This is a genomic window from Desulfitobacterium sp. LBE (assembly GCF_007830365.1).
Lineage (GTDB): Bacteria > Bacillota > Desulfitobacteriia > Desulfitobacteriales > Desulfitobacteriaceae > Desulfitobacterium > Desulfitobacterium hafniense.
Map to the genome: position 1 here is coordinate 3,900,910 of NZ_VLKD01000001.1, position 23,869 is coordinate 3,924,778.

Here is a 23,869-nt window from a genome sequence, read left to right on the forward strand (position 1 = left end):
GGCTAAATGTTTTATGTAAAAGCGTAAGTTGGGAAGAGTGTCAAGGGTGATGCGAGGGATACCGGAGGCCGTCAGGCCGAGGATATGCTCGGCATCATCCCATTGACACGTGCACCCTACCAAAACGCTTGAAGACGGCAAAGTCTCTTTCACCCCAAAGAGTAACCCTAAATCAAAGAGAGTTTGCTTGGCTAGCGCCGAGCGTCATGCTTTTCTGAATTAATGATTAAGGCTTACGCAGCTTTTGAACGTTCCTGCTCAATCGAAGTGATGATTTTTGGATTGATATAGGATCGGCCACTGCACCAGTCTTCGCTATACTCAATAAGGTAGCTGGTTACTAGCCGAATATAGGAATCCATACTTGGGAATATCCCAACCACCCGGGTTCTTCTACGTACTTCTCGGTTGAGTCTTTCCAGCAGGTTGGTTGACGCGATCTTTCTTGAATCAATCTCTGCAAAGCTGAAAAACTGTAGTGAGTCTTCCAACCCTTCTTCCAGAGTTTTAATGGCTTCAGGATATTTGGCCTCAAACTCATCCATCAGAGAATTAGCGTATTTCTTTGCACTGCTATAGTCTGGTTGAAGCCAGATTTGCTTTAGTTTATTAGCAAACGCTTGCTTATCTCGACCGGATATATGAGCGAGGATGTTCCGCATAAAATGCACTTTACAGCGTTGCCAGGAACACCCGATAAAGGACTCTTGAACAGCTTTAACTAACCCTTTATGGGCATCTGAGACAACCAGCCAGACTTTCTCTAGTCCTCGTGACTTTAACTTTTCGAAGAGACTGGTGTAGGTTGCTGTGGACTCTTCTGGCATGGGCTCTACGGCCAGAATATCTCGTTTGCCTTCTAGATCAATACCCGTTACAATCAGCACTGCCATATTTTTGACCCTTCGATCATCTCGGATTTTCTCATAGAGAGCATCCACCCAGAGTACGGGATAGACTTTATCGAGACTTCGATTACGAAAGGCTTCAACCTGTTCGTTCAGTTCTTTAGCGATGCTTGATACCTGACTTCGTGACATGGAGTCAATGCCTAAGGACTTAGTGAGTTTCTCTATTTTACGGGTGGATACGCCATTAACATAGGCTTCTTGAATCACATTCATCAAGGCCAATTCAGAACGTTTCTTACCTTCCACAAAGAAAGGGATATAGCCGCCATTTCGCAGTTTGGGTACCATTAAATACAGTGTCCCCATCCGGGTATCGAAACGGCGAACGCGATAGCCTGATCGATACCCTTGACGTTCAGTAGACCGTTCTGATTTTTCAGCACCTAGCTTTGCATCCACTTCTGCTTCCATCAGCCTTTCGCAGAGCCATTTTAACATAGCCTGCATGGGATCTTCTTCGGTTACAAATTTCATTAGCATTTTTTCAAAAGGTACGGTAGAATTTGGGTAAGCCATCGGTTAACAACTCCTTTTTGGTTTGCTTCAGCACTTACCTTTTCGGAGTTACCGATGGCTTTTCCTTTTTTACTTTTGCGAACTTAATTGTACTCTATCATTTTCTCTCGCTTGTAAACTTTATTGTAAATTCAATTAATATATAATATCTATGATTTTCAAGACAATGGCACTTGCTAATTTAGTGACACATCTTTAGTTTATGCTTAGTTGCAATATGATTTAAGGATGAATACTTTGGTTAATGTTCGATGGAATTATATCATCAGAGTTTTAAGATTTAAAGCTTACAACATATTAGAAACCAGATAACTAGTCATTATTATTGATTGGACACAATGCTATAGTTTCGGATTCGATTCCGATTGAATCTCATTGGAAGATCAGTGAAAAATAATGTGACCTTATAGTAAAGAATAATGTTTACCAATGGACTGTTTTTATTTCAAAAACTTCCCTGTATGTTTATTATTACAGGAGGTTGAGAAATGGACTATAAGGCTATCGGAGAAAGAATAAAACAAGAACGAAATAAAATGGGACTTACACAATTTCAACTTGCTGAAAGCATTGATATATCACCTCAATATGAAGGCAAGATAGAACGAGGTGAAAAGCGATTTTCATTTGAGACGATTGTGAATCTATCAATTGCTTTAAACACTACACTAGATTATCTTGCATTCGGTCATAGAGATAGTGATAAAAGTCCTGAAAGGTTAGAAGAGGAGCTATTAGCTAATAAACTATCGGAAGGACAAATAAGTTTGTTAAACGATATTATTCGAGCTATGTTAGTTCATAAAAAAAGAGGTTGAAATAGGGGTAGAGCACCTAGAATGGGTAATCTACCCCCGTTTTATATTGACAATAAGTACTGAGAGTGACAATTGATGTTTACTGTTAGGGACTTTTGGTGTAAAATGGAATGATAAAATGCTAATACCTGTAAAATATGTTGCTATAATGTTTAGAAAGAGTAAAGTAAAATATTGTTGATAAATAGAGATAATTAATAGGTGAGGTGATCTTTTTGTATGAAAAATGCTTTATATAAGAATATTCCTATTTTTATGGGGTTAGGGGGATTGTTAGTAAGTTCCATTGTTTGCTTTACCTATTACAGCATACAAGTAACCTTCTATAACTATTTTTGGATATGTGTTATTGCATTTTCAACTGTCATTAGTATATTCTGCGGCCTCTGGATGAAAAACATAATTTATTATGCCTATAAAGACCCGCTCACGGATCTTTATAACCGTAGATACCTCTATGAAAAGTTAGAATCAGAACTAAAAAGGTTGAATCGTTCAAAGACTGCACTTTCATTAGTCATAATTGATATTGACCATTTTAAAAAGGTAAATGATAGATACGGGCACTTAGCTGGGGACAAGCTTCTCACACGGATTTCGAAAATTTTCACAGAAAATTCTAGGGAGATTGATACTATTGCACGGTGGGGAGGCGAAGAGTTTGCTATTATCCTCCCTGATACAGATAACCAAGGAGCGTTAAAATATGCGGAGAAGATAAGAAAGGCAATAGAGAAATCCCAAAAATGTTTTGGTGTTACTGTGTGCATTGGATTGGCAACAATTGATAAACCAATTGATATGGATATATTATTTGCAGAAGCTGATAAAGCATTATTCCAAGCAAAGTCAGTTAGGAATAAGGTTGTAGGAGTAACTCTCTTATTAGGAGAAATCCCCAAAAATTAACACAGGTGGTATCTATTTTTATGTCAAATAATTCAGAACTTAAGATTGAGATTGAACAAATAAGACATCTTTTAAATACAGTTGTTACTGATTTAGGAGTAAATGACTGTAATTATAATATCATATTGGATATTAGTACAAGGATGGATAAATTGATCTTGGAGTACTTAGAAAATGAAAGATAGGGGGATTGAGTTTTGCGTTATCAGGAAACTATGCAGTTAATGGAAGCATTGAAACAACATCCTGTTCAGGGGACGCTTATCATTTTGTTAATAGTTGCACTTCTTGCATTCTTGATTTATCTTGATAAAAAGAAAAAATAGTTTTCAATGAGATAGAGAGGACATTCCTCTCTCTTCTGCATTAATAGGGATTTTTTTGCAAAACTTTGATGATTTAGCTGCTTGATGGTACTTGAAAAACTTAAGTTTACTGTCCGTTTTAATGTACACAGTGCATGATATAATAGAATTGGAGGTGTAGAATATGAAAAAACTATCTACTGCAGCTGATACAAAAGACATATCATTGACCATTTACAATGGAGGCTTTGGTGCTGTCAAGGAAACACGTACCGTATGCCTTACGGGGGCTGAGACTGAGCTTGTTTTTGCTGATGTAGCACAGCAAATAGAAACTGATTCTCTTTTGGCGGAGGGCTTGAATATCTTGGAGTTCAACTATGATTATGACTTGATTGATAGGGGTAAGCTCCTCAAAAAATATATTGATAAGGAAGTCTATTTAAAAGACAGAAAAACCGGTGAAAAGAAAAGCTGCCGTCTTTTATCGATAGAAGGAGCTGGCAGATGCGTATTAGAGGACAGTGATACGAAGGAAATATATATCGATACGCAGGCAGAGCTTGTTCTCCCTTCCTTGCCATCAGGGCTTATAGTAAAGCCTGCGCTTGTATGGAAAATTGGGAAGTCGACATCTGAAGATGTTAAGGTATCCTATCTTAGTAAGGGCTTCAATTGGAATGCAAACTATGTCGTAGAGATTTTGGAAAAAACTTTAAACATTGCTGGCTGGGCAGAAATTGAAAATCAAAGTGGTGCAACATTTGAAAATGCCAAAATAAAGCTTATTGCCGGAGATGTCAACAGAATTCAGGATGATGAGGAAACCGACTATGAAGGACGAATGTATGTATGTGAATCTTCTGCAGCACCTCAAGCGGAAGAAAAAGCTTTTTTTGATTATCATATGTATACATTGAATAATCTGACGACATTGAAAGATAATCAGACTAAACAAATCAATATTTTGAATGGGTTGGGTATCCCTTATAAAAAATACTATAGGCTTGATTTGCGTGAAGAAAAGGCTAACGTCATTATTGAGTTTTCAAATAAAAAGGAATCTGGATTAGGCATAGCAATACCAAAGGGAAAGATCAAGCTGTATAAAACTGATGATGCCGATAACTCACTTGAATTTATAGGTGAGGACAAAATAGATCATACACCAAAGGATGAGGAAATCAAGCTATCGATAGGGAATGCTTTTGATATAACCTTTGATTTCACAGAATCTGACAGAAAGAAATTAAACGGATTTGAACACTACAAATATGAGTGTGTTATCAAGAACCATAAGGCGGAGGAGGCAGAGGTACATTTCGAGCATTATGCATGGGGAATTTGGGAAATGGTTTCTGCAACACATGAGTATTCGAAGAAATCTTCAGGTCTAATTGAGTTCTCTATTAATGTGCCGGCTGACAGTGAGATAAAGGTAGAATTTGAATATAAAGTTGACCAGCGTACAGAAATTGTTATAAAGAAATGATTTTTAAATTCTTACGAGTGAGGAATATGATATGGAGAACAGTGTATTAGAACGATATAAAAACTTGAAAACCCTTGTTATAGACCGTAAAAAGCAATTTGACAGACTAATTAACTTCATGGAAAATGAAACCACATGGCTGACTGCGCCTGCAAGTACAAAGTATCATTTGTGCAAAGAGGGCGGACTTTTGGAACACTCGGTTAATGTGGCTGAAACCATGGTGAGAATAAAGGCTGCCATAGCACCGCATATTACCGATGAAAGCTGTGTTATAGTTGCGTTGCTGCATGACCTGGGAAAAACTGGTATGCCGGGAAATCCTCAGTATTTTGTAAATGAACCAACAGATAGGCAAAAACAATACGGCTATCCTGCCAGTACCCCTTATAGGTTTAACACTGACCTAATTTATTTGAGTGTACCTGTCAGGAGTATATATTTAGCGCTTCAGTATATCAGCTTGGAGGAGGAAGAAGTGCAGGCAATTGTCTACCATGATGGACAATATGTTGAGGACAACCGTTCTTGTGCTACCCATGAAGTACCACTCACATTACTTTTGCAGTACGCCGATAGTTGGAGTGGTTTTGTTATTGAAAAATGATGTGATTTGAAAAAAACAAAACTTGCAGTTGTTACATATTGCCGATATTAAGAAGGGGGGTAATTTCAATGCCAACTGCTTTGGATATTCTTAATTCAAATAAAAAATATTGTTTTAATCCATCGAAGGATAATCCCAATGATCTACCGGATCAAACGGGAATATATATGATAAGTGCGAAAAACAGGGATTGTCTTGAGAAAATAATGGTGGATGTCGTGTTCCCTGAGCTGGATGGTTTTCCTATTATTTATATTGGAATATCAGAAACACAGGGTTTGAAAAAAAGAGATTACCGAAACCATTTTGATGGAACAGCAAGGAAATCTACCTTACGAAAGAGCTTGGGTTCTTTGTTTAAATGGCAAGCAGATAGATTATATGACAAAGGCGGTAAATATAAGTTTAAACCTGATTGTGAGCAAAAGCTTTCAAGATGGATGCAAGAGAACCTGATTATGTATTATTGGCTTGTTGATACTGGCTTATCTGATTTAGAAACAAAACTCATTGATGAATTAAATCCTCCATTGAATATTGCAAAGAACAAATGTCCAGTTAATAAGGAGTTCAGAAGGTATTTGTCCGAGTTGCGCAATTGAATTATAAGCATAGAAACAATATTTGGAGGGGAAGAGATGAAGAAATATAGCGGAAGTGGATTGACACCATTGTTTTATTCTGAAATATCGTCAAGCTATATGCTGTATGATATATTCAAAAATCAAGAACAGATTATATTACAACTTATAAAGGAGCAGTTTAATCTACTGCCGGATAAGATTATTGTTGAAAGAGAACGTGCATATCCAAAGAAAGGTTCTATTGATATATTTATTGAGTTTATGAATGCTGACAAGAAGCATGCCTTACTAATAGAAGTAAAGGTACATGATTATCTAAGTGCGACCGAAGGGCAAATCAGTACATATTATAATGCGGTGGTTGAAGATAGTGTATATGATGAGGTATATTTCATTTATCTGACACAGTTTACAGCAGATAATGATTTCAAAGGAATTGCAACTCCGAAAACAATAGACGAAGCGAAAAAAGGCAAAGAGCTTATAAAAGAGCAGTTTGTACATATCTCATGGGAACAGATGCACACATTCTTAAATAAACACTATGAGATACTGACAGAGGAACAACAGTTAATAGTTTCGTTAAACAGACAATGGATATTGCAGCAATGCGAAGCCGATTTGGAGAGCAATAAAATTGATGTAGGAGAAAGAGGGCTTGAGGATTACTTCTTTGACGCAAAAATAGATATTAGGAGCAGGTTGCCCTTTGGAAATGAGGTTTGTGAAAATAAAAGACAAATTTGGAGAGTAGATACATCCACATTGGAGGAAAAGCAACTCGACGCTGTTTTAGATGTAATTAAAATACATTCTGGGTCAAATGCGGTAAATAAAATAAAACAATATAAAACTGAAGAATTAACCTTGCAGGGTGCCAAGGATTTTTTAATGCTGATGGCACAAAGCATTGAGGACTGGAAACTTTTATCGTTTTATTCAAAATTGTTTCTTCTTGCGGAAAAGCTAAGCTACTTGAAATTTAACGGTACAGGGACAAGGGGTTTTTCTATTAAGCTTGAAATTCAAGGAAAGGGCGAAATAAGCCTATGTACCATATACAAAAACAAAACAATAGATTTTTCACTTAAGAGGTGATAGTTTTGAAAGAGAAAGAACTCATTGATAAAACTGAGAAAATAATTGAGGAATACAATTCAAATACAGCAGATGATAAGACTTCTTTTAACATCTTTACAATCCTTCGTGAGGAAGATGAAGAAGTTATGTTGCATTCAAGATTCATCTATGAGCTTCTTAATCCTAGAGGATCTCACATAATGAAGCAAAAGTATCTTTCTCTGTTTTTGAATGTACTTGAAAATAAGGCTGGTACACCATTGCCGCATTTTTTAGATGAACATTTGTTAACAGCAACCGTTTATAGAGAAAGGTTTAACATTGATTTACTGATTTACCTCCCCGATGGCTATACAATGATAATTGAAAACAAAATTTATGCATATGACCAGCAATCACAGCTTGATAGGTACTTTAATACCGTTGTAAATCAATGCAGGCGTGATGAAAATAAGATATTCATTGTTTACCTTACTCTTGACGGTCATGAGCCAACAGAACAAAGCAAAGGAAAACTGAAACACGATATCTATCAAATTAGTTATGCAAGTGAAATTGACCATTGGCTTGAAATGTGTTGTGACGAATCTACTAAATATCCTAATCTCTATGAGACAGTTATGCAATATAAAAGACTTGTGTGTCAACTGAGTGGTAAGATTGATTGCGAGGATGGTGGTATGATGAGTGAAATTGCCAATCTTATCTTAATGGATAAGGAATCTTTGGAAAGTGCTATCAATATTAATGGTGCTCTAAATATTGCAAAATCCCGAGTGATTTTACAGCTATTTAAAGCTTTGGAATCCGAAATGCGTAAAGCTGGTTATAAAAAAATATCTTCTGATGAAATGGAACTTGAAGCTATTGAAAATTACTATAATGCTAAAGAAATAATTTGGCAAAGGTATCTCGTAAAGAGTTACTCTGGTAATTATGAATTCTGCTTCGCATTTGAGATTGATGACCGTTTGTACTATTACTTTGCATTTACCACAAAGGGAGAATGTGAAATTATTGAAAAAGCAGATATTGGAAAACTGCATCCGCAAATATATAAGAAATGTCTTAACGCTATTCGTAAGGCACATAATATTGAAAATATCAAAAGAGCAGCATCTGGTAGCTTAATATGGGATTATATTTATGATTCATCCGGTAAGGATTATAATTTTAAAAGATTTTCAGAAAACTGTATAGAACTTTATGGCAATATTTACAGTGAAGCGAAAAGGATTTGTGAAGAACTTACTCCTATTATAAGGCGGGTAGAATCTGAGTTATGATTGATAGACTATTACAAGAAAGGTGATTGTATGATGCTAAAAAGGATTGATGATTTGCAGTTGAAAGTTTCTGCAAAGAACTTTAAAGTGGATAAAGATGTGAATTTGTGGGGTGGAGCGGATGTTGTCATTACTGATGCTATGACAAAAGATCTTGAACTATGGCAAGGAAATCCACCTTTTGTTGTAGGGATTGGAAAGCTTGGGTTTGCTGGGAGACAGGTGGTCTGTACAAAGCTTGCCAGAGAATTAAGTTATGTTTTCTATGAACTTAAAGATATTTTCCAAGAATATATTGATTACAATAATAAATATGAATTCTATGGAAGGCTTGCTTCGGCAGCTCGTATTGCGGATTGCTATAAAGATGAAAAAAATATGCTGATAGAAACAATCAATGAAGCCAAAAGAATGGCAGAAGAGATCATAAATATTGCATATTATTATTTTGCATATGGCTCAAATATGAATTCGGTACAAATGTCAGAGAGGTGTCCTGGAGCAAAGATTGAAGCTAGGGTTAGGCTTCAAGGATTCAGATTCATCATTAATGAACGAGGTGTTGGCTCAATTATTGAGGATAGCTTATCACATACTGATGGAATTCTATGGAGTATAACTAAGGAACATATTGATATACTAGATGAGCGTGAAGGCGTTAAGCACAACACATACTTTAGAAAGAATATTACTGTTATGAGTCTGGAACAAGTTGAAAGACAATACGAAGCGCTTGTTTATATTGCATCAAACAATAAACTTGGGAAACCAAGACTAGGATATTTAGAACGAGTTATCGAAGGGGCTCAGGAAAACGGAATAGATAGCGATTATATTAGAATTTTGAAACAGAATTGGGAATAGAGCATTTACTTTACAAAATTTAAGGGGTTTGTTAATCTACTTGTGATAATCCGAAATTACCCCTACTACGATTGATTAAGCTTTAGGACACATAAAAATAAGTTAAAATTTTGAAATGAAGATATAAAAATATGAATTAGACTAAAACAAAGCAGAGCCTTTTAATGGGTAAAAGACTCTGCTTATTTTCTTAAGAAATCTGATTTAGGATCAATGACAGTTCTGAATTCATATCCCCTTGTATTCATTGAAGCCATTTTTAAAGCGACTAAATTTATATCAGTATAAAGTGCTTTAGCAATTTGCTCAATATCGTAACCGCCATAGGCATATGTGAAAATCTCATCATCCGGTAAAAGAATTTCTGATGCAAATAAATTGGCTTCATATTCAGGACGGCTTTTCATGTCATAAAGCATAAATTCCTGCAAGCAAACTCGTTTTGCTAAATCACGATGAAAAATATCATGGCCTAATTCATGAGCACAAACAAGCTTTTTTGTGTAGGAGTCTAATTTTTCATTGATAACAGCAAATCGATTTTTCTTAAGATATTTGTACATTCCCTTTAGGTTGCCTAGATCGGCATAGAAAACTTCTACACCTGTTGCCTTACATATTTCAAATGGGTCTCTGGTATCATATTTTTTTATAAGATCGTAAGCGACTGATTGGATATAGTCTCTATTTGGCATGATGGATTCACCCCCTATCATAATCAGCATATCAAATAACATATCCTAAAAAACGGACAGTGATTATTTATCTGTATCCTCAATATATTTTTTTGGAGTATACTTCTTATTATTATCTTTAGCTTTCCAGTACATTTCTGTGATGGCTCTAAATACCTTGTCTTTATCTGCTTCATTCAACTCACCGCCTGCAAATAAGCCGCCAAGTTCTTCCACAAGTATTTTCGCATCTTTCTTGCCGCGAGTACCATATTTCGTTGCTGCTTCTTGGATAAAATTATCTTCTTCTTTCATTAATTCTTCGATAGTGGTGCTTAAAGCAATACATAGCTTATTCAGAATGGCAACATCCTTTGGATAACGTTGATTGCTTTCATAATTTTGAATTGAACGTAATGAAAGACCGGTCTTATTAGCTAACTCCTGCTGACTCATTTCTGCCAAATTCCTGAGTTCTTTAATTTTATCACCAAACAACATGATTTTGACTCCCTCCTATTTTGACGCATTTTATATGCAACATAGTTCATAATAATTTCATTGACAAACGAAAGTATGTTCGTGTATAATTTGAACAAGAAACATGCAACTTCGTTCGTAATAAATATACCACTATATGTTGCCTATAGTCAACATGAAATATAAGGAAGGTAGATAACATGAGAAAAGAGAGTCGGGTAATGAAACAATGTGCGTTAATGTATAAAGGCTTAAATATTGATCGAGAAACTGTCTTACACAAAACCAAGCTATTAATGAAAATATATAGACCAGTGGTTTGGTCAGCGTCAAATCGAGTGTTTGAGGTTTGTGAGAGTGCTGAAATATATTGCAGTAAGAGGATGGAGGAAGCACTGGAATATCTGGCATACTATGCACCAGATACAGAACAGGAAAAGTTTTCGGAGAAAGTTAGATCGTTATTTGAAACACAGTGGTTGATATCATTAATTGACAGCACGATGAACAAAATTTACGAGTATCCTGACAATGGGAAAATATATCATGAAATTTTGAGCAAGCAATATTTAACCGTTTATAAATATACTGAGCAGGAAATGCTTGAATTGCTAAACATGGAGAGAAGCACTTATTATGACAAGAAGAAAGAAGCGATAGATCTATTTGCAATTTGCCTTTGGGGCTATACGATTCCATCAATGAGAGGATTATTTGGAATAGCAGACGGAGAGTCCATAGAAATACCAAACTTTTTTAAGTTATAAGTGCCCCGACTAATTCCCGACCTTAACCCGATAAAGTTCCGACTGATTCCCTACTGCTTTCCGACAAACGACATGTTACACTAGCTATGCTGGTGAATTATGGCTTTAAATTATTCAATATTAGGACGATGATTGCAATGGATAGGAAGGCAGATTCTATTATCTGAAGTGAAGCTGGATTTGACCATCTGCTTATTTCTGGGGTCAAAGTATAGTAAGAGTGTGTAGCTTTTTGAAAGTATTTGCATAAAACCATTTACAGACATTCGTATTTATGGTAAATTATATATGCAAAATAAAAAGCAGTCGAAGTATGAAGCTACCCGCTTCAAAAAGAACTATGCTGAAGGTTTGAAAGTGTTGCGACGATATTATTGAATTTCTCTTTACTGAGATTTTGTCTATAAATATATGTCCGTAGCTTTCCTATTCACATAGGGAATCTGCGGACTTTTTGTTTTGTAAATAAAACAAAAAAAGGAGATATTATTATGGGAAATTTGAATCATGTGAATTTAACACCAAATGTTAGAACAATCGGTGTTGCTGGAGGCACTGGTGATGGTAAAAGTGAAATCACTAGTACATTTGCATCTCCAAGAGCAAAAAAAATTATTGGTAAAAGTGTTGGAGAGACAAATTCAACATTAAAGGAACGGGTAGTGGTTTATTCAGAAGCTCTAGTTAATGAAATAATTGTTGCAGTTAAATTAAGAGACGACATCTTTGAAAGACAAGATTTTATCGATCTTATTGTTGTAGCTATGTCAAAAGTGGTGCGTGACAATGGGAAAGTTATAGCTTATGTTTCAGGTAAGGCAAATGAGGATTTTATTACTTTTTTGCTTGCTGAAATAACAACAAAAGTTAATTCGAGAGCAATACTTTCATTTCTTACTGAGGATGAAATTGACAAGTTGGCGACGGACGTTTCTAGTGTGTTAGAAAATAATGATTTTTATAAAAACAACTATTCTATCTACAACACGGCTAAGAACAACTTGGGAAATATAGAAGTGAAGGACAACTCTGCAAAAATGTTCGGAGCAATAAGGAGTGAAGTTGAAAAATCATTTGATCAATTAGATAAAAATATTCTGGATCAATTATGGGATATATGGAATGGTGTTAATCAATCTTTGAAGTGTTTATTTTTTAATTATTTCCAAAATGATGATATCTCGAAAGATGGGTATTATTACTTTGTGATTAATCTGGATGAACAAGAATCTAGTAGTGATTTTGTTGATGCAATGTTTACCTCAAATGACTTGCGTAAAGGGGACAAGCTATCAATTGAGGTGCTATGTTCTGAAATAGTGATGTATACACCGATACATGAAAAAATTGCAGAAATGATTAAATCCAAAGAGAATACAAAGAATGTGCTTATGGGCAAGGATGGGAATATAGCAATTGGAATATATGATACAAGAGGCCTATATCATACTAATTCTGGTGAGGATGATAATTTAGAATATTTTACGGAACTTTTATATGGTATCAATTATGATGCATTAATGCTAGTCTGTCCGCTTACAGGAGATACCAATGAAGCAAAGCTTAGAGAACTTTATTCAAACTCTATGAAGAAATACAATAAGCAAATACCGGTGTTCATTTTGAATAATAAGGTTGACCTTTTTATAGACGCATTGAACAAAGAACTCAGTAGTGAAGACCCGCTATCAATAGAAGTTTCCAATGAAGTTTTATCTTTTAATGAAATAAAGAATAAAGTTAATGATAAAATGTCTACTATTAGAGAAGAGCTACAGAAATCTCAGCATAAAAATAGGAAATCTTCTGAAATACTTTCTTTACCGTGTTATCTGAAAAAGGACAACAATATGACTAGGGAGCTTTTAATAGAATATAATGCTATTAATGCTATTAGAATTATGGTTGAAGAAATGACACAGCACCTACAAGCTAATGCTGTGAAAATAAAATTTGTCCTGTCAGATAGTGGAGAGTCAAATATTTTACCTTGTATTAATGAAGATGCTGTAAAGAGTCTTGTTGTGAATACTTTTGCTCTTCCAGAAACCGAAAAAAAAGTATTTGCACCATCTCTTCTTGATATAGCAGATAGTGTGGGTAAAACTCCACATGGAAATGCTTATAATGCTCTACGTAGAAGGTTAAAGAATGGTAATGGATATACGTCTAATATCATTGAAGAATACTTTTATAATTGTAAGTCCTTCTCAGTGAATTTTCCTGGCAATCTTAAAAACTTTGTGACAAAGGATTTTATAATAAAATTATTAGATACTGCTGTTGAGTATAAGGGTGGAGCGTTTAAAGAAAGTGATGGAAGTAAAAGACTGAATGAAATAATCATTAACAGTGGGTACTTTAATACTTTGGAGTTTGTTGCTCAAATGCTCTATTTTAAAGCATTGATGGATGCTGAAAACCAAGGTTCATTTAGCTTTGGAATGAAATTTAATAGATTTCTAAACAATTGCAATCCTTATTTTAATAAGGCAGAAATCAATGAAGGTGCTTACATTGATGCAATTATTAAAACTTTATCATTAGCAATAAATAAAGCAGCAGATTTACATGTTTTATACGTTTAAATAGTAGCTGCTTGATACAATACAAAAATTAAATATGATCCAAGAAAGCTATCGAAGTATGAAGCCACACGCTTCAAAAAAGACCTATGCTGAATGTAAGAAAATGTTATGACGATATTATCGCAAACCAATTTAACTATCTGGTTTGGTATTATTTGGTCCATAACTTTCCTATTCACATGGGGAAGTTATGGACTTTTTGTATTGTGGTAAAACGTCTAAATTAAGCATTTCAGAAAGATACTAAAATCTTGATAACTTGGATTGTATAAATACAGAAAGGAAAGATATCATGCGAAAAGAGAGCAAAGTTAATAAACAATGTACATTTATGTATAAAGGTCTTAAGATTGACCGCACAGCGGTCCTACATAAAAGCAAAATGCTTCTGATGATGTACCGTCCTGTGGTATGGTCTGTATCAAATCGTGCGAATGAGGTATGTGAAAGTGCTGAATATTATAGTAGTAAAAAAATGGAGGAGGCGCTTGAGTATTTGGCTAACTTTGCTCCAGATATTGAGCAAGAGAGGTTTTCTGTACAGGTTAGATCTTTATTTGAAACACAATGGCTAATTTCTTTGATTGAATCAGCGATGAGCAAAATACATGGCTATCCTGAAAATGGGAAGCTCTATTATGAGATTTTAAGCAAGCAGTTTTTAACAATCGATAATTATAATGAGAGAGAGATGTTGGAACTACTGAATATGGAGAGAAGTACTTATTATGATAAGAAAAGAGAAGCGATTGATTTGTTTGCAATATGTATGTGGGGATATACTATTCCATCAATGAGAGGAATGTTTGAAACCACAGGGGATGAAGTTGATATTCCATGCTTTTTCAAGGCATAAACCGCCCCAACATATACCCGACAATAACCCGATTAATACCCGATAGTTTCCGTACTGTTATCCGACATCAAGCATGTTACAATGACTATGCTGGTGGATTTTGATTTTAAATAATTTAATTACAGATGCAACTGCCTCAGACCATTTTGGTTTGGGGCTTTTTTTATGCCCTTTTTTAATTAGCAAATAAATATACGGCGTATATGGCCGGAGGTGATTTTCACTTCCGGTCTTTTTTTATGCCCAGAAACAGGAGAAAACCAATGAAAAGATGGGAAGCTTACATAGCTCGTTATCCATGATCTCCAAATTTCGCTAGATAAATTACAAAACGAAATTTGGAGGTTATAAAAATGGATAAGAAAAAGAAGTTTTGTATTCGTATTGAAGATACAATTCAGGAAGTTTCAGAAGAAGTGTACAGAGAGTATTTCAAGATGGAGCGCCGTGAGCGTTACTTGGAAGAGCGTGATCTGGTAAATGGAAAGGTCCTTTACTCAGATCTGGATAATGTTCATCAAGACGTGTTGGGCGAAGATATTCTTGTTGACTCGATTGTTGAGGATATCTGTGAACTTGTGACTACTAAAATCATGGTTGAAAGACTACGAGAATGCCTGGTTCTATTACCAGATGAAGAGTTGGATTTGCTTATCCAGCTCTTTTTTAATGAAAAAAGTGAACGCGAGTTGTCGGCAGAGAGAGGTATTCCAAGAAAAACAATCAGTTATCGCAAAGACAAAATACTGAGCAAGCTAAAAAATTATTTATAAAAATTCAAAAAAGATTCGCCCACCCCCCCTCATTTTTCGGCTTAGAAGTGAGGGGGTAATTTTTTCCTTCTCATTGCTCCTTGAAAACTGAATATACGATATATCAGGAAAACCACCTTTGCAGCCCTTAAAAGGCAAGCAACATAAGCGGATCGCCATGACCGTCATTGACGAGAGCGACTAAATCCGGCTTGAAATAGCCCGTGGAACGGCTAATTGCGATGACTAGCAAAGGGATAAATAATGATACTTCTGCCTTGAACGCCTTACCGCATTGGGCAGCCTGCAATAAACGACAGGATAACGCTCATTTGGCTTGAGAACTTATAGCCATGTTAGCTTATATGATGTTTCCAAGAACAACCTGATGTATCCCCTTAGTTGTGTCAGGGGCGTTGAGAACAAATTTGACACATAAAAATCTACTGTTCAAACGAAATGCTTGACAGCAGAAACTATGCGGTGGACTGTACATTAGTGGGTTAATAAAATTCCCAAACAGCCTGTGCAGGCCACCGTATCATTGTGCTGTCAAGTTTAATATTAAACGAGGAGAGAAAAGAATGTTTGAGATAAACATGACGGATGAAGTGAATATGCATCAATATCTCAAAAAGAGTGGATGCAGAAATGAATTGAAATATTTATTCACCTATGAGAATAAGTATATATTTGCTATAAAAGAAAACATGACCTTGAATTGTTACTATGTGGTCAATATTTCAGAAGCTTCAATTGAGCCAATTTTAAGAAGTAAACATAGTTTTAGTGAGGCTATTCAGAATAAGCTCGTTGAGAAACTTAGTGAGTCACCGTATTATAAAGCTGCGCTTCCTAAAAGTCCGCTAGAAATGATTGATTATATTTTTAGAAAACTGATGACGGAAAAAGGATTTGTCATTAGAGAAAATCAAATTGAGCTTTCAAAAACTATGTATGAGGGCATTAAAAATAACCATGTTGCAATTTGTGAAGCAGAAGTTGGTACTGGAAAGACCTTCGCTTATTTAGTTGCCAGTTTAGTCTATGTCCTATACGAAAGGAAAAGGCGAATCCAATCGGGGAAGTTTACCTATTTAGATGGGGAAGACTGTTATATCCCATGTGCCATATCGACTTCAAGTATAGATTTGCAAAATGCCATAATAAAAACTTATGTACCGGTCCTTTCTGAACTGTTGATAAAGCAAAGAATCATTGCCAAACCATTGAGTGCTGTTTTGAGAAAAGGAAAGGATCATTATTTTTGTCAAATGAGATATGATCGACTGATGGATTATTTGAAGACCAGTCAAAAGGCAATAGATATCGAGTTATTAAGCAAGTTAAAAGGGATGAAGATTTCGGAAGGAAGTATTGATCTTGATGAGTATAAGGGTCTAAAAAATCATATTACTCAAAAAATAAATGTTCCAAAATCCTGTGAAATTGCATGTCCATATTATAAAAACTGTAGATATATTACACACATGGACAATGTGAGATCAGCTATCCACGACTTTCAAGTGTGTAATCACAACTATTATCTCGCAGACACGGTTAAGAGAGATAAGGGAAAGCATACATTGTTGCCAGAGCATGCATTGGTCATTTTTGATGAGGCTCATAAATTGACAGAAGCAGCCATTCAGATTTTAGGGACAAGTTTTACAAGTGATAGTGTCCATACAATAGCGAATATTTTAAAGAGTAATTTGAAAGGCAACAAAGCTTACCTCACTACAGCTAAGAGAATGATAGAAGACATGGAAATTACTAAATCGAGATTCTTTACTGCTTTAACTTCAAGGATTAATTCAGAATCTATTGATGATGACGCATCTCAGATAAGAATTGTAATTGGCTATAATGAAAAACAGATGTTACTTAAGATAATTAGCCAAATAGAGAAGATTAAGGCATTCTGTGTAATAGACATTTCAAAAAATAGAAATTTAGAAATATTGATTGCTGAAATTATTGAACAAGTCAATGTTTTCTATCGAGATGAAAACATCATTTATTGGCTTGAGAATCCTGGCAGTGAAAGGTTCATTTCAGTCTGCTCAATACCAACGGATTTGGAACGGCAATTACGCAACTTGCTTTGGGTAAATGGGATACCAAAGATAGTAACCTCTGGAACCCTCTCAGATGATAACGGATTTGATTACTTCAAGCGGACTACGGGCATTGACAAGATATCTAGCGATTATATCAAGGAAACAAGCTGCAAATCACCATTTGATTATCGAAACAATGCCCTGTTGTATGTCAGCGAAAAGGTTCCATTTCCGGATAAACAAAGTACGGATTATATATCAGCACTAGCTGAAGAAATCTTAAATCTAGTAAAAACAACTTCAGGGCATACAGCAATCTTATTTACGTCATATACATTACTTTCTAAGATTTATGAACTAATAAAAGACCAAATTGAATTTCCAATCATTAAGATGGATAAGAGCGTGAAGAACATCGTTGAAACTTTCAAAAAGAGTAGAAACGGTGTTCTTTTTGCTACCGGATCATTTTGGGAAGGTGTTGACTGCCCTGGAGACATATTATCATCGTTAATCATCGTTAATATACCATTTCCAACGCCAACGCCTATTCTTGATTACAAAAAAGAGGAGCTTGCTGATATAAAAACATTCATTGATACAATTGTTTTTCCAGAAATGATAATCAAATTAAAACAGGGTATGGGAAGGCTGCTTAGATCTGAAACCGACACAGGAGTTGTTGCAATCCTGGATTTTAGAATTAGTACTAAAGGTAAGTACAGAAGGAGAGTTTTAAGAGCACTGTCAGATTACCGTGCTACTGATTCGCTGGATGAGGTGAATAGGTTTTTGCATCAAGTAAAGTCGGTGGACTACTTTTGTGACTCGAAATAAAAGAACATGTGACTGAAGAAGCACCTCGTGAAAGGAGGATTTTATAGATATGCCTATGACATTAAGAGAAATGAAAGAAATAGATATTAGAACTGTTGATCCAGATACATTGGTAGATATTAAAACAGTAACTGTAAATACGGATTTGCCAATAGATGAGCGTAAAAAGGATTACATCAGGCAAGTGAAAAATCCTTATTGCTTTAAATGTGGTAAGGTTGTTGTAAAAATGAGTTTTGCAGAAACAACAGCAACTCTTGAAGATCAGCTGGAAAATTATTTTAGGAACTTATAGAACAGTAGAAGCAAAACTTTAAAAGTGCTTTCCTAATATCTGGACGCTGGGTAAGTTCTGTGCTATGCTTTTATTGGACTATTTCAGTGAAGCCTAATGTGTTTAAAGTTTTGCTAATACTTTAAATAACAGGAGGCTTTGCAATGGAATTTATAAAAGGCGAAAAGATTTATAATGTTGCAATCTATGTGAGACTATCGAAAGATGATGGTGACAAAGAAGAAAGCGACAGCATTTCAAACCAAAAGGAACTAATAAAGGATTATTTGAAGTCGAAATCAGATGTACAGATTGTTTCTGCTCATGTCGATGATGGCTTTAGTGGAGTTGACTTTAATCGTCCTGCTTTTCTTGAAATGATGGAAGAAATCAAGACGGGCAAGGTCAATTGTGTTGTTGTTAAAGATCTTTCACGATTCGGAAGAAATTATATTGAGGCAGGGAAATACATTCAAAAAGTATTTCCTTTTCTTGGTGTGCGCTTTATAGCCATCAACGATCATTATGATAGCGCGGAAGGATCATCAATTACAGACAACATCATGATTCCGTTTAAAAATTTAATCAACGACTCATATTGTCGTGATTCATCTATAAAAATAAGGAGCCAGCTTGAAATCAAACGTAAAAAGGGCGATTTCATCGGCTCTTTTGCTGCTTATGGATATAGAAAAGCTGAGAATGAGAAGCACAAACTGGCTATTGATGAGTATGCAGCTGACATTGTACGTGACATTTTTAAATGGAAACTTGAAGGCATGAGTCAACAAGGAATTGCTACTCGTTTAAATGAGTTGGGGATCTTGTCGCCCTTGGAATATAAGCGTTCTTTAGGCGAAAAGTATAAAACAACCTTCAAGGTGAAACAGCAAGCACTTTGGTCGGCGGTTGCTGTAAGACGAATACTAACCAATGAACTTTACCTTGGTGTTCTGGAACAAGGCAAGCGCACCACACCAAATTATAAAGTCAAAAACAGAGTAGAGCGGCCAAAGGAAGAATGGGTGCGTGTAGAGAATGCTCATGACCCAATTATTACTAAGGATCTCTTCGCAACAGTAAATGCTTTGTTGCTCCATGATACTAGAATTGCTCCTAAAGAGGACAAAGTATATATGTTCTCAGGAATTGTTGCTTGCGGAGATTGTAAAGATAACATGATTCGCAAGACGGTTCCTGCTAATGGCAAGAAATATTACTATTTTGCCTGTTCAAGCAATAGAAACGATAAAGATAGTTGTACAATGCACAATATAAGCGAAAAAAGCTTCACAGAAGCGGTACTTACGGCTATGAATGCTCATATTCAAAGCGTTTTAGATATAGAAAGAATTTTGGCGTACATTGAATCTTTACCATACCAGCAAGAAGAGATTATTAAATTGGATTCACAAATAAAAAAGGCAATGGATGAAGTTGAGAAAATTCAAAATTATAAACTGAAATCCTACGAGAGTTATGTAGATCAGTTTATAACAAAAGAAGAATACAAAGCCCATGTCAGTAGGTACAATGAAAAGCTAGAAAAGGCAGAAAATTTAATTCAAAAAAGAACTTGTGAAATTGAGGATATTGTAAACAATAAAACCGCAATCAATCTTTGGATTCAGAATTTTAAACAGTACCAAAATATCGAAACGCTGACTAGAAAAGTAGTTGTATCACTGATAAAAAAAATATATGTCTACGAAAACGGCAAAATTGATATTCATTTTAGGTATCTTAGTGAATATGAAAGTGCTATTCGCTTCATCGAAAGTGCAAGTAAATCGGATTCCTTTGATGTAACAGTGTTAAAGGAGGCGATGTAAATGGCTAGAAAAAGCAGACGACAATCAGTTATTGCAAATCAAGAGACCATTGTATCAGAGAAAGCTTTTAAGGTTGGCATCTACGTTCGACTTTCAATCGAAGACACTCGAGATAGAAAAGATAGCGACTCTATTCATAATCAGACGTATATGCTCAAACAGTTCGTGGAGGAAAGACCTTATCTACAAACCTATTCGATTTATACTGATAATGGCGAAAAAGGAACTAATTTTGATAGGCCAGAATTCAATCGATTGATGGATGATGTGAAAGCTGGAAGAGTAAATTGTATAGTGGTTAAAGACCTATCTCGATTTGGTAGAGATTATCTTGAAACTGGAAATTATCTTGAAAAGATTTTTCCGTTCTTAGGAGTACGGTTTATTTCCATTAATGATAATTATGATAGTTTTAATCCCGAAAACACAAATGAAGGATTGATCATATCCCTTAAAAACTTACTCAATGACGTTTATACAAAAGACATCTCAAAGAAAATTATTACCTCCTTCAAGGAAAGGCAATCGAAGGGAGAGTTCTTAGGAGCTCACGTGCCCTATGGCTATGCCAGACCTAACGATGGCAGTTATACCTTGGTTGTAGATGAGGAAGCTGCAGCGGTAATACGTCAAATCTACAAATGGAAGCTTGAAGGATTAAGTGATGCTGTAATTGCCAGAAGACTAAATGATATGAACGTTCCATCACCTAGCAAACATAAGCTTAATAAAGGCGAATGGAAAAGTGAGCGTTATAAGGGAAGTGTGTGGCAACGAATAGCAATAAAAGCAATTACAGAAAATGAAGTTTATCTAGGACATAAGATTTATGGAAAGATTCAAGCTTCTCTGTATGAGGGAAAGAAGAAATCAAGAATGCCAAGAAATCAATGGACAATAATCGAAAACGATCATGAGCCAATAATTGACCAAGAGAGTTTTGATATTGTGCACAATAAGAGAGTACTGATTAATGAGGAATTTCATGAAGCCGTCGATAGAAACAAGCATTTAGAGAATACAGAGAATATTTTCAAAGACCTTGCTAAATGTGGCGACTGTAAAAGCAATTTAGTAAGAAGAAGGCACATTAAGAAAGGTGAAATAGAGTATTATTATTTCTTGTGTACCACGTTCGAAAGTAACAATGGTTGTAAATGCTCTAGAAAATACATTTTTGAAGATGAACTGAAGGCTGCTGTCTACGAAACCATTAAAAACGAAATAGAGCTAGTGAATGATATTGATAAGATTATTGATAATGTAATGGCAGAAAACAAGCGCAGTAATGAAAGCAATAATATTGCGTTAGAAATCAAAAAAAAGAAGACAGAGATAGAAAAGTTGCAATCAATCAGAACTACACTATTTGACGATTATTTGGAACAATTGCTGACGGAACAAGAATATCTTTATGCAAAGAATGACTATGACAAGAGAGAGGAAAAGTTTAGAAACCGCCTTGATGAGCTCTTCATAGAGCAAAGTAGGTTTGCTGAGGTCTATACACATGAAAACAAGTACTTAACTGCATTTAGAAGGTTTATGGATGTTCCAGAATTAAGTAGAGAAATGCTGACGGCTTTGGTACATTCCATTGAGCTCAAGTCAGACAAGAATATTCATATCAACTTCAAATTCAAAGACGACTTTGAGGTACTAAGAGGCCACTTTGCCACTCAAGGAATTGAGGTGAAGTCTTATGAATAAGTTGGTGGTAGCAATGTATATCAGACTTTCTGATGAAGACAAAGACATTGCAAAAAGTACAATCAAAAGTGAAAGCGACAGTATTGGTAATCAAAGAAACCTACTTGCGTCCTTCATTAGTAATCATTCAGAGCTGGCTGATGGGAAGGTATTAGAATTCTGTGATGACGGCTACAGCGGAACCAATTTTGAAAGACCTTCGGTTCAGAGATTACTAGCACAAGTAAAAAGAAGAGAAATTGATTGTATTGTTGTTAAAGACTTTTCTAGGTTTGGAAGAAATTATTTAGAGCTTGGCGACTATTTGGAGCAGGTATTCCCTTTTCTAGGGGTGAGGTTTATATCTGTCAATGACGGCTATGACAGCGCTAAAAACCATGGAATAACAGCCGGAATTGATGTTGGATTTAGAAATCTGATTTACGATATGTACAGTAAAGACCTCTCCCAGAAAGTGAAGACTGCTAAAACAGTAAAGATGAAAAAGGGTGAATATATTGGGTCTTTTGCTCCATATGGTTATTTGAAATCAAAAGAAAAAAAGAATTCCATTGAGGTTGATGAAGAAGCTGCATTGATTGTTAAACGGATTTTTAAACTGGCAGCCGATGGGGACAATACCAGTACCATTGCAAAGCTACTCAATGCAGAGGGCATTCCATCACCTGGAGCTTATTTTAAAGAGAAGCATAAAAATAAAAAGTGGTCAAAAACAAAGAGCACGTTAGTGTGGCAGACAATGGCTATCCTCAAGATTCTTAAAGATGAAACGTATATTGGCAGCACTCTAAATCATAAACGGGAAAAGTTAGATGTAAATAGTAAACAGACAGTGGCAGTGTCAAGGGAGCAGTGGATAGTCGTTTCAAATACCCACGAGGCTATTGTAAGTGAGGAACTCTTTGAGAAAGCCCAAGGTGCTATTAGAAAAATAGATAAACGAAAAAGCTATACCATTGATACAGAAAGGGTACTTTATGGACAAATGAAATGTGGTTATTGTAATAAAAATCTACAGAGGTTCCCAAGGAAGAAACCATATTATAAATGCAGTCGGTATCTTTATGATGACCAGTGCCTTTGCTATCGAGGGAAAATAAATGAATCCGATGTTTTGGAGGTATTGCTTATTTCTATTCAGCAACAGGCTGTTCTTGCTAATAAAGCAGAGAAACTGATATCTAAAGCTGCAACAAAATCTGAAAAAGAAATTGGAACAATTGTTCAGGAGATTAGAAAGGCACAACAATCTATTGAGCGCTTTAATGCACTAAAGGTTGAAGAATATGAGAAGTACCTTGATGGGAAAGTGAGTAAGGATAATTATATCCAGGCAAAAGAGAAGATTAGCTTTGAAATGGAAAAAGTAACGAACCAGATCAGCAAATTGGAAACAGAATATGAAATTCAAAATATAAAAAAACAAGAATCTGACAATCAGTTTGTGGATCATTTCAAGGGAAAGCATAAAATTAAGGAGCTAAGCAGGGAATTGGTTGCGGAACTTGTCGATTCGATTTATGTGTTTGACGAGAATCGGATTGAGATTGTTTGGGAGTTCGCTGATGATTATAAGAAGATAATTGAGCTGATTTAATTATTTATGAGCCGAGTAGTTTCTTTAGGGAAACTGCTCGGCTTCGTTTTGAACACCTTATGTAGCT

General features: G+C 35.4%; 21 protein-coding genes. 18 read left to right on the forward strand and 3 right to left on the reverse strand.

Annotated elements, in window-relative coordinates:
- Positions 1-233 precede the first annotated feature (233 nt).
- Positions 234-1,427 (reverse strand): IS256-like element ISDha1 family transposase, encoded by a 1,194-nt coding sequence (locus tag DESLBE_RS18560; RefSeq protein ID WP_011459365.1) that lies wholly within the window; start codon positions 1,425-1,427, stop codon positions 234-236.
- Between the two features lie 488 nt (positions 1,428-1,915).
- Here DESLBE_RS18560 and DESLBE_RS18565 point away from each other — a divergent pair, with 488 nt between their 5' ends.
- The 9 genes from DESLBE_RS18565 to DESLBE_RS18600 all read left to right on the forward strand — a co-directional run bounded on the left by DESLBE_RS18565 (position 1,916) and on the right by DESLBE_RS18600 (position 9,372).
- Positions 1,916-2,245 (forward strand): helix-turn-helix transcriptional regulator, encoded by a 330-nt coding sequence (locus DESLBE_RS18565; protein WP_144677849.1) that lies wholly within the window; start codon positions 1,916-1,918, stop codon positions 2,243-2,245.
- A gap of 219 nt (positions 2,246-2,464) precedes the next feature.
- On the forward strand, positions 2,465-3,154 hold the full coding sequence (locus DESLBE_RS18570) for a GGDEF domain-containing protein (RefSeq protein WP_144677850.1): 690 nt from the start codon (positions 2,465-2,467) through the stop codon (positions 3,152-3,154).
- Positions 3,155-3,351: 197 nt separating this feature from the next.
- Positions 3,352-3,480, forward strand: coding sequence for a hypothetical protein (locus DESLBE_RS27335; protein WP_282433889.1), 129 nt, complete (start codon positions 3,352-3,354; stop codon positions 3,478-3,480).
- 163 nt (positions 3,481-3,643) lie between these two features.
- Positions 3,644-4,951 carry a DUF4139 domain-containing protein gene (locus DESLBE_RS18575; RefSeq protein ID WP_144677851.1) on the forward strand — a complete coding sequence of 436 codons (1,308 nt, stop codon included), beginning with the start codon at positions 3,644-3,646 and terminating at the stop codon, positions 4,949-4,951.
- A 31-nt stretch (positions 4,952-4,982) separates the two neighbouring features.
- Positions 4,983-5,558 (forward strand): HD domain-containing protein, encoded by a 576-nt coding sequence (locus DESLBE_RS18580; protein ID WP_144677852.1) that lies wholly within the window; start codon positions 4,983-4,985, stop codon positions 5,556-5,558.
- A 68-nt stretch (positions 5,559-5,626) separates the two neighbouring features.
- Complete coding sequence (locus DESLBE_RS18585; protein WP_144677853.1) at positions 5,627-6,160, forward strand: GIY-YIG nuclease family protein; 534 nt, start codon at positions 5,627-5,629, stop codon at positions 6,158-6,160.
- 36 nt (positions 6,161-6,196) lie between these two features.
- On the forward strand, positions 6,197-7,240 hold the full coding sequence (locus DESLBE_RS18590; protein WP_144677854.1) for a PD-(D/E)XK nuclease family protein: 1,044 nt from the start codon (positions 6,197-6,199) through the stop codon (positions 7,238-7,240).
- 5 nt (positions 7,241-7,245) lie between these two features.
- On the forward strand, positions 7,246-8,508 hold the full coding sequence (locus DESLBE_RS18595; protein WP_144677855.1) for a PD-(D/E)XK nuclease family protein: 1,263 nt from the start codon (positions 7,246-7,248) through the stop codon (positions 8,506-8,508).
- Positions 8,509-8,541: 33 nt separating this feature from the next.
- The gene (locus tag DESLBE_RS18600; protein WP_172625451.1) at positions 8,542-9,372 is read left to right on the forward strand and encodes a gamma-glutamylcyclotransferase family protein; all 831 of its coding nucleotides are present in this window, start codon (positions 8,542-8,544) and stop codon (positions 9,370-9,372) included.
- A gap of 182 nt (positions 9,373-9,554) precedes the next feature.
- On the opposite strand, the gene DESLBE_RS18605 is transcribed toward DESLBE_RS18600, so the two are convergent.
- Positions 9,555-10,067, reverse strand: coding sequence for an ImmA/IrrE family metallo-endopeptidase (locus DESLBE_RS18605; RefSeq protein ID WP_144677857.1), 513 nt, complete (start codon positions 10,065-10,067; stop codon positions 9,555-9,557).
- A 63-nt stretch (positions 10,068-10,130) separates the two neighbouring features.
- A complete protein-coding gene (locus DESLBE_RS18610; RefSeq protein WP_144677858.1) occupies positions 10,131-10,547 on the reverse strand; it encodes a helix-turn-helix transcriptional regulator in 417 nt (138 codons plus the stop codon).
- A gap of 179 nt (positions 10,548-10,726) precedes the next feature.
- Between DESLBE_RS18610 and DESLBE_RS18615 the strand changes: the two genes are divergently transcribed.
- The 9 genes from DESLBE_RS18615 (at position 10,727) to DESLBE_RS18655 (ending at position 23,802) form a co-directional block, all read left to right on the forward strand.
- Positions 10,727-11,293, forward strand: a complete 567-nt coding sequence (locus tag DESLBE_RS18615) for a hypothetical protein (RefSeq protein WP_144677859.1) — start codon at positions 10,727-10,729, stop codon at positions 11,291-11,293.
- Between the two features lie 491 nt (positions 11,294-11,784).
- A complete protein-coding gene (locus DESLBE_RS18620; protein ID WP_144677860.1) occupies positions 11,785-13,881 on the forward strand; it encodes a GTPase domain-containing protein in 2,097 nt (698 codons plus the stop codon).
- 292 nt (positions 13,882-14,173) lie between these two features.
- Positions 14,174-14,737, forward strand: coding sequence for a hypothetical protein (locus DESLBE_RS18625; protein WP_131929407.1), 564 nt, complete (start codon positions 14,174-14,176; stop codon positions 14,735-14,737).
- A gap of 353 nt (positions 14,738-15,090) precedes the next feature.
- Positions 15,091-15,510 (forward strand): sigma-70 family RNA polymerase sigma factor, encoded by a 420-nt coding sequence (locus DESLBE_RS18630; protein ID WP_144677861.1) that lies wholly within the window; start codon positions 15,091-15,093, stop codon positions 15,508-15,510.
- A 563-nt stretch (positions 15,511-16,073) separates the two neighbouring features.
- Positions 16,074-18,389, forward strand: coding sequence for an ATP-dependent DNA helicase (locus DESLBE_RS18635; protein WP_144677862.1), 2,316 nt, complete (start codon positions 16,074-16,076; stop codon positions 18,387-18,389).
- Positions 18,390-18,438: 49 nt separating this feature from the next.
- On the forward strand, positions 18,439-18,684 hold the full coding sequence (locus DESLBE_RS18640) for a DUF6870 family protein (protein ID WP_131929395.1): 246 nt from the start codon (positions 18,439-18,441) through the stop codon (positions 18,682-18,684).
- Positions 18,685-18,827: 143 nt separating this feature from the next.
- Positions 18,828-20,495, forward strand: coding sequence for a recombinase family protein (locus tag DESLBE_RS18645; RefSeq protein WP_144677863.1), 1,668 nt, complete (start codon positions 18,828-18,830; stop codon positions 20,493-20,495).
- Entirely contained in the window at positions 20,496-22,205 is a 1,710-nt protein-coding gene (locus tag DESLBE_RS18650; RefSeq protein WP_144677864.1) for a recombinase family protein, read from the forward strand.
- A complete protein-coding gene (locus DESLBE_RS18655) occupies positions 22,198-23,802 on the forward strand; it encodes a recombinase family protein (RefSeq protein ID WP_144677865.1) in 1,605 nt (534 codons plus the stop codon). Before DESLBE_RS18650 ends, DESLBE_RS18655 begins: the two co-directional genes overlap by 8 nt.
- The last annotated feature ends 67 nt before the right edge of the window (positions 23,803-23,869 follow it).

Excerpts from the sequence above, each read along its gene's own strand:
- DESLBE_RS18565 (WP_144677849.1), top strand. The coding sequence starts at position 1,916 with ATGGACTATAAGGCTATCGGAGAAAGAATAAAACAAGAACGAAATAAA.
- DESLBE_RS18585 (WP_144677853.1), top strand. The coding sequence starts at position 5,627 with ATGCCAACTGCTTTGGATATTCTTAATTCAAATAAAAAATATTGTTTT.
- DESLBE_RS18640 (WP_131929395.1), top strand. The coding sequence starts at position 18,439 with ATGCCTATGACATTAAGAGAAATGAAAGAAATAGATATTAGAACTGTT.
- DESLBE_RS18600 (WP_172625451.1), top strand. The coding sequence starts at position 8,542 with ATGCTAAAAAGGATTGATGATTTGCAGTTGAAAGTTTCTGCAAAGAAC.
- DESLBE_RS18635 (WP_144677862.1), top strand. The coding sequence starts at position 16,074 with ATGTTTGAGATAAACATGACGGATGAAGTGAATATGCATCAATATCTC.
- DESLBE_RS18590 (WP_144677854.1), top strand. The coding sequence starts at position 6,197 with ATGAAGAAATATAGCGGAAGTGGATTGACACCATTGTTTTATTCTGAA.
- DESLBE_RS18605 (WP_144677857.1), bottom strand. The coding sequence starts at position 10,067 with ATGCCAAATAGAGACTATATCCAATCAGTCGCTTACGATCTTATAAAA.
- DESLBE_RS18625 (WP_131929407.1), top strand. The coding sequence starts at position 14,174 with ATGCGAAAAGAGAGCAAAGTTAATAAACAATGTACATTTATGTATAAA.
- DESLBE_RS18655 (WP_144677865.1), top strand. The coding sequence starts at position 22,198 with ATGAATAAGTTGGTGGTAGCAATGTATATCAGACTTTCTGATGAAGAC.
- DESLBE_RS18650 (WP_144677864.1), top strand. The coding sequence starts at position 20,496 with ATGGCTAGAAAAAGCAGACGACAATCAGTTATTGCAAATCAAGAGACC.
- DESLBE_RS18575 (WP_144677851.1), top strand. The coding sequence starts at position 3,644 with ATGAAAAAACTATCTACTGCAGCTGATACAAAAGACATATCATTGACC.
- DESLBE_RS18645 (WP_144677863.1), top strand. The coding sequence starts at position 18,828 with ATGGAATTTATAAAAGGCGAAAAGATTTATAATGTTGCAATCTATGTG.
- DESLBE_RS18610 (WP_144677858.1), bottom strand. The coding sequence starts at position 10,547 with ATGTTGTTTGGTGATAAAATTAAAGAACTCAGGAATTTGGCAGAAATG.
- DESLBE_RS18615 (WP_144677859.1), top strand. The coding sequence starts at position 10,727 with ATGAGAAAAGAGAGTCGGGTAATGAAACAATGTGCGTTAATGTATAAA.
- DESLBE_RS18560 (WP_011459365.1), bottom strand. The coding sequence starts at position 1,427 with ATGGCTTACCCAAATTCTACCGTACCTTTTGAAAAAATGCTAATGAAA.
- DESLBE_RS18620 (WP_144677860.1), top strand. The coding sequence starts at position 11,785 with ATGGGAAATTTGAATCATGTGAATTTAACACCAAATGTTAGAACAATC.
- DESLBE_RS18580 (WP_144677852.1), top strand. The coding sequence starts at position 4,983 with ATGGAGAACAGTGTATTAGAACGATATAAAAACTTGAAAACCCTTGTT.
- DESLBE_RS18630 (WP_144677861.1), top strand. The coding sequence starts at position 15,091 with ATGGATAAGAAAAAGAAGTTTTGTATTCGTATTGAAGATACAATTCAG.
- DESLBE_RS18570 (WP_144677850.1), top strand. The coding sequence starts at position 2,465 with ATGAAAAATGCTTTATATAAGAATATTCCTATTTTTATGGGGTTAGGG.